The following is a 12906-nucleotide window of genomic DNA, read 5'->3' on the forward strand; positions in this document are numbered from 1 at the left end:
CGCGCAGATGGACGGTGCGATCCTCGTTGTTTCGTCGGCTGACGGCCCGATGCCGCAGACCCGCGAGCACATCCTGCTTGCCCGTCAGGTTGGCGTTCCGTCGATCGTTGTTTTCATGAACAAGGTCGATCAGGTTGACGACGCTGAGCTGCTCGACCTCGTTGAGATGGAGATCCGTGATCTGCTGTCTTCCTACGAGTTCCCGGGCGACGACGTTCCGGTAATCCGCGGCAGCGCGCTGGGCGTACTGACCTGCGAATCCAATGACCCGAATGCTCCCGAGTATGCCTGCATCCAGGAGCTGATGAAGGCTGTTGACGAGTATATCCCGACCCCTGAGCGTAAGGCTGATCTTCCGTTCATCATGCCGGTCGAGGACGTATTCTCCATCACTGGTCGCGGCACCGTTGCTACCGGCCGTGTTGAGCGCGGACAGCTGAACATGGGCGAGGAAGTTGAGATCGTAGGTCTCATGGATGCTCCCCGCAAGACGGTTGTTACCGGTATCGAAATGTTCCGCAAGCTGCTGGACTACGCTGAGGCTGGCGACAACATCGGCGCCCTGCTTCGTGGTATCCAGAAGACCGATATTGAGCGCGGCCAGGTTCTGGCTAAGCCCGGCTCTATTCACCCGCACACCAAGTTCCACGGTCAGGTTTACGTGCTGAAGAAGGAAGAGGGCGGCCGCCATACTCCGTTCTTCAACAACTACCGTCCCCAGTTCTACTTCCGTACCACTGACGTTACCGGCGTTATCACGCTGCCGGAGGGCATTGAGATGTGCATGCCTGGCGATAACGTTGAGATGGACGTTGAGCTGATTACCCCCATTGCGATCGAGGCGGGACTCCGTTTCGCTATCCGTGAGGGTGGCCGCACGGTTGGTTCTGGCGTTGTTACCAAGATCAACGAGTAATTTTTCAAAAACTCCCGTTCTTCGGAACGGGAGTTTTTTTTATACAACTTGATTAGAAAATACCGTCTATTGATACCGCTATTTTCAGACCGATTGCGGCAAAATAGCAGCAAGGAGGGATTTTCTATGAACAAGCATGATGATGTTACCGAAAAGCAATTGGAATCAGCTAAAAAGAACATTGAATGGATGAAGCTGAGCAAGCCGAGCGTTGCCGCGCGTAATATGGGGTTGGATGTTTCCGAGGGAGACGAGACATGCCCGGCAGGAAAAGCATTGCGGCCGCACGACCGCGATTGCGGACGCGCCCACCCGATCGAAGGAGCCAACAGCGAGGATCTGCGCGACTGGTGTGGTGAGCATCAGCTTTGATTTACTTTTGCGGCTGATTGTGGTAGAATAGGGTTCAGAAAAGGTCACCCGGCGGCGAGCGCGGGCATAGCCTGAAAGCAGGAGGGAAAAACCATGTCTGTTTTCTGGCAAACCGTGCTCGCCGTTTTTGCTGCGGTCGGGCTGTACACAGTGCTGCATACAGCGTATGATTTGATTTTTCAACGCGTTTTGCGGCAGCGGGGCAGCGCGGAACTGACTTTATACGGCGATGGCTGCGACGCTGCTTCCGAGCAGCTGATTATGACCGCGCTGCGCATCCGCAAGCAGTACCTGCCCGGATTGTCCGTGACCTTTGTTGAGATTGGCAATGGGCAGGGACAGAACATTGCAAAGCATTTGGCCGCGCGGCGGGATATCATGTATTTGGATTAAGGACGAATGGGGAACGGCAAGTGGACGAAAGAACATATGTCATGATCCGCGGCACGGTGCAGCAGATCGTTTTCTATAATGAGGAAAATGGCTATGCCGTGCTGCGCCTAGTGTCTGAGGAGGACGGTGGGGAGGTGACCGCTACCGGCACCTTCCCCAACATCGGACTGGGCGAGCAGGTGCTTTTAACCGGGTTTTGGACGACCCATCCGTCCTATGGCGAACAGTTTGCTGCAGAAGCCTTTGAACGCCGGCTGCCGTCTTCAATACGGGGGATCGCTGAATATCTTGGCTCCGGGCTCATCCGCGGAATCGGGCAGCGGCTGGCTTTGCGCATCGCGGAAAAGTTTGGGGAAGATACGTTTGATGTACTTACTCACGAACCGGAGCGCCTGACGGAAATTCGCGGGATTACAGACAAAAAAGCGCGGGAGATCGGCCGGCAGTTTGTTGAGCAAAGTGAAATGCGGCTATTAATGGATTTTTTAAATGAGCATGCGCTGCCTGTGTCGTTAACGCCGTTGCTGTACAAACGGCTTGGAGTCGATGCGATCGATGCTCTTTGTGAAAATCCATATTTGTTGTGCGACGCTTATTATGAAGTCGATTTTAAAATAGCCGACGCGTTGGCGTTTAATTTAGGTTTGTCTCTGTTGTCTGACGAACGCGCGGATGCAGGCGTACTCTATACACTGTCGTTCAATCTGGATAACGGACATACGTTTATCCCAGTTGAAAAACTTGTGGCCGCTGTGTGCATGTTGCTTAGCGAAGATGATGTGGTTTTTGAAGAAGATAGGGCGATGGCGAGCATTGAACGTTTGGCGGATGCCGGAAAGCTGGTACGTGAACATATTGCTGGGCGGGACGCGGTATATCTGCGTACGATTCACGATGCTGAGGCTTTTCTTGCAGAGACGATGGGCAATATGGCGGAACGCAATTTCGAGTATGAATTTGATGTGGACGTGCTGCTGAGTGCACTTGAGCTGGACAGCGAGTTCCCGTTTTCCGAAAAGCAGAAACAGGCGATCGCTACCGCAGCGAAAAATGGGTTAGTAATTTTGACTGGAGGGCCGGGAACGGGAAAAACGACGACTGTTCGCGGCATCCTGCAGGTTTTTGAGTCGCTGGGATTAACTACCCTCCTCGCAGCGCCGACCGGGCGCGCGGCCAAACGCCTATCTGAACTGTGCGGCATGGAGGCGAAAACCATTCATCGGCTTTTGGAAGCGGGGTATGTGGTTGGCGGACGGACGGCCTTTCAGCGCTGCCTCACTAATCCGCTGGAATGCGACGCTGTCATTCTTGACGAGGTCTCTATGGTGGATATCACCCTGATGCAGGCGCTGGTCGAAGCGCTGCCGTTTGGCGCGCGGCTGGTGTTGGTGGGTGATGCAGACCAGCTGCCGCCTGTCGGCCCGGGAAATTTTCTGCGTGATATGATCGGTTCCCATCGGGTGCCGACCATTCAGCTGACAGAGATATTCCGGCAGGCACAGCAGTCCAATATTGTGATGAACGCGCATGCAGTCAATGCAGGGGAGATGCCGGCCGCATCGGGGGCTGACGGCGATTTCTTCATTATGAGGCGACCGGATGCCGCTTCCACTATTGAAACGATTGCGCAGCTATGTGCCAAACGGCTGCCGGAACATTACGGCTTTGAACCGTCGCAGATTCAAGTGCTGTCGCCAGCGAAACGACAGGGCAGCGGCACAATCGCTCTCAACAGTCGTTTGCAAGCTGCGCTGAATCCACCGCAGGAGGACAAGCTGGAAAAACGGTTCGGAGATATCCTGTTTCGCGAGGGAGACCGTGTGATGCAGGTGCGAAACAATTACGATATTTTGTGGGAACGTAGGGATGGCGAAGAGCAGGGCGCCGGCATCTTTAATGGTGACGTTGGAGAAATCGTCCAGATTTTTCCGCAGCAGGAATGCTTGGTCGTCCGGTTTGACGATCGCTTTGCTACCTATACCTATGATATGCTGAGTGAGTTGGAATTAGCTTATGCGGTCACGGTACATAAAGCGCAGGGCAGTGAATTTGACGCGGTCGTGCTTGCGCTTTCTAACGGCATCCCAAGAAAACTGCTGACCCGGAATATCCTTTATACCGCGATCACACGCGCAAAAAAACTGCTTGTGATCGTTGGCAGCAGCGAGGTGATCGCTTATATGGTTGGGAACAATCAAAAAGGGCGGCGTTATTCCGCGCTCAAAGCCCGTCTTCGCGCAGAAAGCGCTGAGCAGGCCTGAAAGTTGCGGTAAAAACCGCTATAATGACAAATATTTCGCAAATAGCCTTGAAAAACGCTATACAGATAGGGTATAATAAAAACAATGTCACCCGGTTTGAACGGTATAAAGGATGAAATAGGATATGAGTTCTTTTTTTGAAAAAATCGCGAAGAAATTTTCGCTCTTTTCCAGCGACATTGGAATTGATCTCGGCACGGCGACCGTGCTGGTTTATGTCAAAGGGAAGGGCGTTGTGCTGAACGAACCCTCGGTCGTCGCGGTCGATAAGGTAAGCGGAAAAATTCTTTCGGTAGGCGCGGACGCGCAGAAAATGCTGGGCCGTACGCCGGGCAATATTGTGGCGATCCGTCCTTTGCGCGAAGGTGTGATCTCCGACTATGAAATGACCGAACGGATGATTAAAGAGTTTATCCGCAAGGTGCAGGGCTTCCGGCTGTTTAAGCCTAACGTGGTTATCTGCGTGCCGTCGGTAATCACCGAGGTGGAAGAGCGCGCTGTCATTGACGCAGGTACGCAGGCGGGAGCTAAGCGCGTGTTCCTGATCGAAGAGCCTGTGGCTGCGGCTATCGGTGCCGGCATCGATATCGCCAAGCCGAATGGCAATATGGTCGTCGATATTGGCGGCGGTACGACCGATGTCGCCGTGATTTCGTTGGGAGGCATCGTAGAATCGACCTCAATTAAAATCGCGGGCGATAAGTTTGACGAAGCAATCGTGAAATATGTCCGCCGCAAGCATAATGCCCTCATTGGCGACCGCACGGCAGAGGCCATCAAAAAGGGCATTGGCTGCGTGTATCCCCGTTCGGAAGAGGTGTCTATGGAGGTCAAGGGCCGCTGCCTGATGACCGGCCTGCCGCGTACGTTTACCGTCAATTCTTCGGAAATTCTTGACGCACTTGAAGAGGTCTCCCAAACGATTATTGAGGCGATCCACTGGGTTATCGAGCGGACACCGCCTGAGTTGACCGGTGATATCTCGACCAACGGCATCGTGATGACCGGCGGCGGTTCGCTGATTTGGGGCTTTGATAAATTGGTTGCCTCGAAAACCGGCATCCCCACCCATATTGCAGATGAAGCGATTTCTTGCGTAGCTTACGGAACGGGCAATTGCTTGGAGAACCTGCAGGGCATGCAAGATGGTACAATGAATCTGTCGCGCCAGCGCCAGATGATGCAGTAATTTAACTATACGCGCCCGCTTTCTAAACGGGCGCTTTTTTCTGGGAGGCTTTGCGGCGTTGACCGAAACGGAAAAATATATGAAAGCCGCGCTGCGGCTTGCGCAAAAAGCGGCAGACGAAGGCGAGGTTCCGGTTGGGGCAGTTGTCGTATGCGAGGGGAAAATCGTAGGGCGAGGCCGCAACCGACGCGAAACCAGAAAAAATGCGTTGCATCATGCGGAGATTGAAGCGATTAAGAAAGCTTGTAAAAAGCTTGGGGGCTGGCGGCTGCACAAGTGCGATTTATATGTGACGCTCGAGCCCTGCCCAATGTGCGCAGGGGCGATAATCAACGCCCGCATTAAAACCGTATTCTTTGGCGCCCCTGATCCCAAAGCGGGATCATGCGGTACGCTGACGAATTTGTTCACCCTGCCGTATAACCACCAGCCCGCTGTGGTGGCAGGTGTGCTGGAAGATGAATGTGCGAAAATCCTTAAAACGTTTTTTCAGGAATTGCGGCGCAAAAAGAAAAAATTGGATGCTGGGCAGTCATCCGAAATACGACATCAGTAAGAGGGGTAGCAATGCAAAGAGAAAGACTGGGCACACGGCTGGGATTCATCCTGCTTTCAGCTGGATGTGCCATTGGTATCGGTAATGTGTGGAAGTTTCCATATATGGCGGGGCAATGCGGTGGCGGTGCGTTTGTCCTGTTTTACATCTTTTTTCTGCTGGTATTGGGCTTGCCGATCATGGCAATGGAGTTCGCTGTTGGTCGTGCAAGTCAAAAAAGTCCGGTTATGGCCTATCAGGCGCTGGAGAAACCGGGACAGAAGTGGCATATCCACGGATATCTTGCAATGATCGGCAATTATCTGCTGATGATGTTTTATACGACGGTTGCGGGCTGGATGCTGCATTATTTTTATCTGACCGCGTCTGGAAGATTTGACGGCGCATCCGCCCAACAAGTAGCGGGCACATTTACGGAGATGCTGTCCCAGCCGTTGGTCATGACTGGGTGGATGATACTAGTCGTTATTATTGGTTTTGGGATTTGCGCCATTGGACTGCAAAACGGTCTGGAGCGGATCACCAAGGTCATGATGATCGCTCTTCTGGCCATAATGGTTGTGCTGGCGGTCAACAGCGTAATGATGGACGGCGCATCTGAAGGACTTAAGTTTTATTTGATGCCTGATTTTGCACGGATGAAAGAAATCGGCATTGGCACCACGATTGTCGGCGCAATGAATCAGGCGTTTTTCACGTTGAGCCTGGGCATTGGTGCCATGGCGATTTTCGGCAGTTATATTGGTAAAGGCCGCGCACTGTTGGGAGAGGCGGTCAATGTTGCGCTGCTTGATACGTTTGTGGCAATCGTTGCGGGACTGATTATTTTCCCGGCCTGCTTCTCGTTTGGCGTTCCGTCCGACAGCGGCCCAAGCCTGATTTTCATCACGCTTCCCAATATTTTTAACCATATCCCAATGGGACGCCTATGGGGAAGTTTGTTTTTTGTCTTTATGGCATTCGCGGCATTCTCGACCGTGCTGGCCGTCTTTGAAAATATTTTGTCCTGCGGCATGGATTTGACCGGCGCAAGCCGGAAAAAAGTCGCGGTGGTGAATGTGGGTTTGATGATCCTGCTATCGCTGCCGTGCGTACTAGGCTATAATGTTTTGTCCGGATTCCAACCCTTTGGCGCAGGCTCATCCGTGCTTGATCTTGAGGATTTTCTGGTATCAAATATTTGGTTGCCTTTGGGATCGTTGGTTTATCTGCTGTTTTGCACCAGCCGCTATGGCTGGGGCTGGAAAAACTTTAAGGAAGAGGCGAACGAGGGCGGCGGCCTTAAGGTGCGGGATGGCATGCGGCTTTATGTGAGCTACATTCTTCCTATTATCGTTCTAATTATTTTTGCGCTTGGTATCAAAGATAAGTTCTTTTAATGGAAGTGTCGTAAAAAGCTTGAAATTCATGGTGTAATGCGGTATAATATTTACTGTTATTGCACCACATCTGCCGGTGTGATGGAATTGGTAGACGTAGTGGACTCAAAATCCACCGCTGGCGACAGCGTACCGGTTCGAGTCCGGTCACCGGCACCAACAAAAAGCACCAAAGGCGTCGCCTTGGGTGCTTTTTTCATAATGTGCTGATAAGGGGGAGAATTATGGTTTTATCCAAGAAAAGCAAGGCGATCGGATTTATTTTGCTGTCTGCATTTGGTTTTGCCATGATGAACGCCTTTGTTAAGATGGCAGGCGATCTTCCGTTTACACAAAAAAGCTTTTTCCGGAATTTTGTAGCAATGATATTCGCCGCAGTGATTTTAAAAAAAGAGAAAATTGGCTTTCGATGGGAACCAGGTAATTTCCCACTGCTATTGATGCGCGCGATGTGCGGCACGGTCGGAATCTTTTGTAATTTCTATGCAGTCGACCACTTGCTGTTGGCAGATGCCAATATGCTGAACAAATTATCGCCATTTTTCGCAATTCTGTTTTCATTGCTGTTTTTAAAGGAACGGGCGACGATTGTGCAGTATTGCGCTGTTCTTCTTGCTTTTGGCGGAAGCCTCCTGATTATAAAGCCGGGATTTTCAGCGGATGCGATTCCCGCGATGATCGGCCTGCTGGGTGGCGTTGGCGCCGGTGCAGCGTATACTGCGGTTCGGGCACTGTCCAGCCGCAGGGAAAAGGGGGCACGGATCGTTTTCTTCTTTTCCGCTTTTTCCACGTTGGTCTCACTGCCTTTTCTGTTGTTCGATTATCATCCAATGACTTGGACGCAGCTTGCCTGCCTGCTGGCGGCGGGCTTATCTGCCACTCTGGGACAGTTCGGCATCACGCTTGCATACTCCAATGCACCGGCAAAGGAAATATCCGTATTTGATTATACGCAAATACTGTTTGCGGCGCTTTTAGGCTTCTTCTTATTTGACCAGATGCCGGATTGGATGAGTATCATCGGATATATTATCATTTGCGGCGTATCGGTGGTGGTGTTTTTCTATAACCGAACTTTGGAGAACCAGGAGAAAATTCGTGACAAATTATGAGTTGATCCGTTCGCGCAGAAAAACACTTGCGCTGGAAGTAACGCGCGAGGGGCATGTGCTCGTCCGAGCGCCGTACCGTGCGCCAGAGCAGGCGATCTGTCTGTTTGTGGAACAGCATAGAAAGCGGCTCGAAAAGGCTGTGGAGCGGCAGAAGCAGCGTAGGCGTACACATCCGGAACCTGACGAGGCGCGCCAAAAAGAATGGATTGATTCCGCAAAAAAAATCTTGCCAGAACGGGTATCATACTATTCTAATGTAATGCAGCTGTATCCGTCTGGCGTTCGGATAACCGCTGCGCGCACGCGTTTTGGTTCTTGCAGCGTGAAGGACCGGCTTTGCTTTTCATATCGACTGATGGATTATCCGCAGGCTGCAATTGATTATGTAGTGGTGCATGAGTTAGCGCATATTTTGCACAAAAATCATGGACAGCAATTTTGGACATTGGTAGAATCGGTGCTGCCTGATTACCGCTCTCGCCGTGAACTGCTTCGCTGAGAGGAAAGTGTCAACCATATGGGATTCCTATTGATTCGTATGGAGGAAAAGCAATGAAACGGGTAGTTGCGATTGGAGAACTTTTGATCGACTTTGTGCCACAACAAAAGGACTGTAAACTCAGTGAAGTCACGCACTTTGAACGCGTTGTGGGAGGCGCACCAGCAAATGCAGCTGTGGCTGTTGCGCGTCTAGGTGGAGAAGCAGCGATGATCTCGCAGGTGGGGGAAGACGCCTTTGGTACGCATATCCTCGATGTGCTGGAAAAGAACGGTGTGGATGCTGCACATGTGTTTCGGACTTCCCGCGCATATACCGGGCTGGCATTCGTGTCGCTTGACGCAACGGGTAATCGGGATTTTTCTTTTTTTAGAAACCCATCTGCGGATTTGTTTCTGAGTCCTGAGCAAATTACTGAAAAGATATTTAATAAGTGCGCTGCATTGCATTTTTGCTCAGTGGACCTAGTGGACTGGCCAGTCAAAAAGGCGCATTTGCGCGCTATTGAACTGGCGCGAAAAGCAGGAGCGTTCATTTCCTTTGACCCAAATGTGCGGCTGCCACTATGGAGTACGCCGGATGCGTGTAGCAAAGCCATCTCAGAATTTTTGCCATATGCAGATTTGATCAAGCTCTCGGATGATGAGATAGGGTTTGTCACAGGAGAAAAGGATGAGATGCGGGCGGCAAAAAAGATGCTGGCAGGTGGATGCAAGCTTGTGTTGGTAACGCGCGGCGCGAACGGTTCGACCGCCTATACGCCTCAACATACGGCCTATTGCGATGCGCTTTCGGTGGACGCGAAAGATACAACGGGGGCAGGGGATTCATTTATTGGTTCGTTTTTATTTCAGCTGGTGCGTGACGATCTGACGGCAGACAGGTTGGCCCTGATTGGCGAAGCGCGGTTGGCGGAATATTTGCGATTTTCTGCATGCTATGCATCACTCACTGTGCAGAAAAAAGGCGCAGTGATGGCGACGCTGCCAGAGCTGCGGCGTGCATATCCAGAAATATGAAAGCGCCTGCGAACCCAATGGGGTTTGCAGGCGCTTTCTAAAAAAATTTTGTAAGCGACGGTACAGAGGAAAGTGCTGAAACAGCCTCGGGATAATCCCTCCGTAGTCGAGTGGCACAACGCAGACAGAAATTGTCATATAGATCTGAAGAATCACGCATTTGCTGTTTAAAGCCCCAAACATGGGTAAAATACTGCTGCCCGCCGCCAAATAATTCTGGAAGATCACCGAGTGCTTTTACGTGGATGTTTTGCTTTTTCGCACACATGGCAAACAGACGCTGTTCGGCAAAAACCATATAAGTCAGTACATCATCAGCTGCAGGAGCCGAGCGCATAAAGGTGATAGCTGCATCGGTATAGTAGCGGCGAAAGGAATCATTTCCCAAAAAAACGAGTGCAGTGTTCAGCGGTTGCACCGACCAATCATAGGCGTGAAGATCAAAGCGGCGCACCTTTGTGAACGCTTCCGGTCCGGGATAAATTTGCGGCGACAATTCCTCACGATGAATCGCTGCAGCGTCGCAGCCTGTGAAAAGCTCGGAAATCGATTTCCAGACAATAAAATCTGTGTCGATCATGACGCAAGGCGCCGCAACAGCACTAAGCGCAAATAATTTACCGGCCGCCCAAAAGGCCATTGGATTGATATCCTCTGGTATGGTGTCGAGTAATGGATGGATGCCACCGTCCCATAAAAAAGAAAGACCGAGAGTCTGATAATAGTGAGCCGCCTGACGGTCACAGATCATCAAAATCGATCCGTTATGCCGCCTCCATGAAAGCGCGGATAACGCGGTAGTCAACAATTCAAATGGTTCCACGAAGTATGGCGAATCAGAGTTTCGCACAAAAAAAGGCCGCGTCCAATTGATATGGAACGCCTGCATATCAAATCAGCTCCAGTCCATATCCGCCAACCAGAAAAACGCCGGAACCCCAATTGATGGAACCATAACCCGATCCGGACCAAGAGGTAAGGTGGGAAGTGGTATACGATGTCTGGTACGAACCGGAACCAGCCCCAATTGGCACAAAGCGCCGGAGAACAACAGATTCCTGAGCGGTCGATTCTAAAATCTCGTGACTGGGAGGTAAACAACCACCCATGATTGGTACGCGAGATTTTTCCTCTTCAGCATCATACCATCCAAGATGCACAGGGTCAGCAGGAAAGATCGGCGTGGGGGCGGTGGAAGCGGTCTCTAACGCTTGCACCGGCTCGTGAATAGGTTCACAATGGCGCGCATAACTCGTAAGATCAAATACAACGCCGTCTACCTCGCGCAGGTTATCCGGGTCCATGGACACGATTCCGTTTACATGATCCATGGTGCACGCCCTCCTCTTCCAAAGCTTGTATATTTAAATTATACTGGACAGCTTGACAAACCGCAACGGCAAAATGGAGCTTTCCAGAAGTTTTTTCAAGTCGGCCACCGTCTTTACAGATCGTATAGCGCATGCTATCATAAGGGAACCAGGAGGCGAAGGAATGCACTTTGAACAGTTAGAACAATCAGTTTGGGAACGTCTGGCACAGGAAAATAGGCCAATTGTGCTGTATGGGATGGGAGACGGCGCCGATAAGATTCTACACGAGTTTGGGAAGCATGGTATTCAGGCTGCTGCTGTGTTCGCCAGTGATGAATTTGTGCGGGGACACAGCTTTCGGGGGTTTCAAGTTTTGAAATTGAGTGAAGTGATCGCTCGATTCGGTGAAGATATCGTTGTTGTGATTGCATTTGCCACCCAGCGTCCTGAAGTGTTGAACAAAATATTTGCGTTGGATGCGCGTTTTGACGTAGTAGCGCCGGATGTGCCGGTCGTGCCGGGAATCGTGTTTGATAAAGAATTTATCCGGACAAATCAGCAGTCGATGCAGGCGGCATTTGACTTGATGGCCGACGAAATTTCCAGGGAGGTCTTTCTGGATACGGTTCGATTTAAGCTGTCCGGCAGGCTGCGATATCTACGGAACAGTGAAACCACTAAGGCGGACGCGTTTATGCATCTGTTGCGTCCCGGTCCGACGGAGCATTTTGCTGATTTGGGTGCCTATACGGGCGATACGATTCGGGAACTGCTTTATTACACTAGCGGTCGGTTCGCTTCCATCACTGCACTAGAACCGGATCAGCGCAATTTCCGCAAACTATGCGTGTATGCGGAAGAAAATCTATCTGGAGAAGTTTTGCTGCTTCAGGCGGGAGCTTGGCATAGCGACACGGAGCTGACCTTTTCCGCCCGAGCTGGACGGCAGTCAAAGCTTGCCGACCAGGGCGTGAAAACACAAATGCGAGCGTTAGATCATGTTTTGACAGGCAAAAAGTGCACGTTGCTTAAAATGGATGTGGAAGGGGCGGAACGGGAGGCGCTGCGCGGCGCAGAAGCGATCATTCGGTCCTGCCGGCCTAAGCTCAACATTGCGGTCTATCACCGCAGTGGGGATTTTTTTGAATTGCCCTTGCTTGTCCATGAAGTGTGCCCGGACTACCGTCTTTACCTGCGCCACCATCCTTATGTGCCTGCGTGGGATACAAATTTATATGCGGTTTGTCAGTAAAAAATGTTTTGGATGCTGGAAATCCAAGAAAGTGCGTTGTATAATAAGATACAAGCCATAAGGCCGTGACTATTGATCATAAGGAGAGAATGAAAATGGGATGTTTTTATTGCGACGAGCATCACGAGGGCCGCGAAAACCTGATGTTCGAGATTGGTAAAATGAAAGCCGGGACGCTGTATTTATTTAAGGACCAAGCGCACAAGGGTCGCTGCGCTCTCGCGTTGGGTACGCATAAAAAGGAATTGTTTGAGTGCAGCGAACAGGAACGCAATGATTTTTGTGCAGATCTTGCCGCGGCATCCGGCGCTATACAAAGGCTGTGGGGCTGTACAAAAATCAATTTGGGCTCGTATGGCGATACTAATCCGCACCTGCATTTTCATATTGTCCCTAAATATGAGGGCGGCTTTGAATTTGGAGGCAGTTTTGCCATTGGGAACGATCAGCCCGTGTTTCTGAAAGATGAGGAATATCGGGAAATGATCGAAGCACTGAAAAGAGAATTGGCCATTTGATCCATATGACATCGACAGAGACGGGACTCATTTGAGTTCCGTCTTTTTACGTCTTACAAGAGGAAAACGACCGCTTATGAAAAAACACACGACAAAAAGCGGCATATTCTCTATACTGAAAACAGAA

Annotated in this window: 14 protein-coding genes and 1 tRNA gene; 13 read left to right on the plus strand and 2 right to left on the minus strand. The window is 51.0% G+C overall.

Going from position 1 to position 12906, the window contains the following annotated elements; genetic code table 11:
• The 11 genes from tuf to SO058_RS08100 all read left to right on the plus strand — a co-directional run.
• Positions 1 to 916, plus strand: a 916-nt coding sequence (tuf, locus tag SO058_RS08050; RefSeq protein ID WP_320842479.1) for an elongation factor Tu, incomplete at its 5' end; no start/stop codon positions are given.
• Positions 917 to 1042: 126 nt separating this feature from the next.
• Complete coding sequence (locus SO058_RS08055) at positions 1043 to 1288, plus strand: hypothetical protein (protein ID WP_320842480.1); 246 nt, start codon at positions 1043 to 1045, stop codon at positions 1286 to 1288.
• Between the two features lie 93 nt (positions 1289 to 1381).
• Positions 1382 to 1681 carry a hypothetical protein gene (locus SO058_RS08060; RefSeq protein ID WP_320842481.1) on the plus strand — a complete coding sequence of 100 codons (300 nt, stop codon included), beginning with the start codon at positions 1382 to 1384 and terminating at the stop codon, positions 1679 to 1681.
• A gap of 20 nt (positions 1682 to 1701) precedes the next feature.
• The gene (gene recD2 / locus SO058_RS08065; protein ID WP_320842482.1) at positions 1702 to 3942 is read left to right on the plus strand and encodes an SF1B family DNA helicase RecD2; all 2241 of its coding nucleotides are present in this window, start codon (positions 1702 to 1704) and stop codon (positions 3940 to 3942) included.
• Between the two features lie 124 nt (positions 3943 to 4066).
• Positions 4067 to 5131 carry a rod shape-determining protein gene (locus SO058_RS08070; protein ID WP_320842483.1) on the plus strand — a complete coding sequence of 355 codons (1065 nt, stop codon included), beginning with the start codon at positions 4067 to 4069 and terminating at the stop codon, positions 5129 to 5131.
• 58 nt (positions 5132 to 5189) lie between these two features.
• Positions 5190 to 5687: a tRNA adenosine(34) deaminase TadA gene (gene tadA / locus SO058_RS08075; RefSeq protein WP_320842484.1), complete on the plus strand. Its 498-nt coding sequence runs from the start codon at positions 5190 to 5192 to the stop codon at positions 5685 to 5687.
• 11 nt (positions 5688 to 5698) lie between these two features.
• The gene (locus SO058_RS08080) at positions 5699 to 7066 is read left to right on the plus strand and encodes a sodium-dependent transporter (RefSeq protein ID WP_320842485.1); all 1368 of its coding nucleotides are present in this window, start codon (positions 5699 to 5701) and stop codon (positions 7064 to 7066) included.
• A 72-nt stretch (positions 7067 to 7138) separates the two neighbouring features.
• Positions 7139 to 7225: transfer RNA gene (locus SO058_RS08085), tRNA-Leu, on the plus strand.
• Positions 7226 to 7290: 65 nt separating this feature from the next.
• A complete protein-coding gene (locus tag SO058_RS08090) occupies positions 7291 to 8178 on the plus strand; it encodes a DMT family transporter (RefSeq protein WP_320842486.1) in 888 nt (295 codons plus the stop codon).
• Complete coding sequence (locus SO058_RS08095; RefSeq protein WP_320842487.1) at positions 8165 to 8677, plus strand: M48 family metallopeptidase; 513 nt, start codon at positions 8165 to 8167, stop codon at positions 8675 to 8677. Before SO058_RS08090 ends, SO058_RS08095 begins: the two co-directional genes overlap by 14 nt.
• Before the next feature lie 53 nt (positions 8678 to 8730).
• Complete coding sequence (locus SO058_RS08100; RefSeq protein ID WP_320842488.1) at positions 8731 to 9696, plus strand: carbohydrate kinase family protein; 966 nt, start codon at positions 8731 to 8733, stop codon at positions 9694 to 9696.
• A gap of 37 nt (positions 9697 to 9733) precedes the next feature.
• Here the strand turns inward: SO058_RS08100 and SO058_RS08105 are convergent, their stop codons facing one another.
• Both SO058_RS08105 and SO058_RS08110 read right to left on the minus strand, forming a co-directional pair.
• A complete protein-coding gene (locus tag SO058_RS08105; RefSeq protein ID WP_320842489.1) occupies positions 9734 to 10585 on the minus strand; it encodes a DUF6734 family protein in 852 nt (283 codons plus the stop codon).
• Position 10586: 1 nt separating this feature from the next.
• Positions 10587 to 11027: a hypothetical protein gene (locus tag SO058_RS08110; protein WP_320842490.1), complete on the minus strand. Its 441-nt coding sequence runs from the start codon at positions 11025 to 11027 to the stop codon at positions 10587 to 10589.
• A gap of 163 nt (positions 11028 to 11190) precedes the next feature.
• Here SO058_RS08110 and SO058_RS08115 point away from each other — a divergent pair, with 163 nt between their 5' ends.
• Positions 11191 to 12261, plus strand: coding sequence for an FkbM family methyltransferase (locus SO058_RS08115; protein WP_320842491.1), 1071 nt, complete (start codon positions 11191 to 11193; stop codon positions 12259 to 12261).
• 95 nt (positions 12262 to 12356) lie between these two features.
• Positions 12357 to 12779, plus strand: a complete 423-nt coding sequence (locus tag SO058_RS08120) for an HIT family protein (protein WP_320842492.1) — start codon at positions 12357 to 12359, stop codon at positions 12777 to 12779.
• Positions 12780 to 12906: the final 127 nt, after the last annotated feature.

It is taken from the genome of Agathobaculum sp., from assembly GCF_034098985.1.
Classification (GTDB): Bacteria; Bacillota; Clostridia; order Oscillospirales; family Butyricicoccaceae; genus Agathobaculum.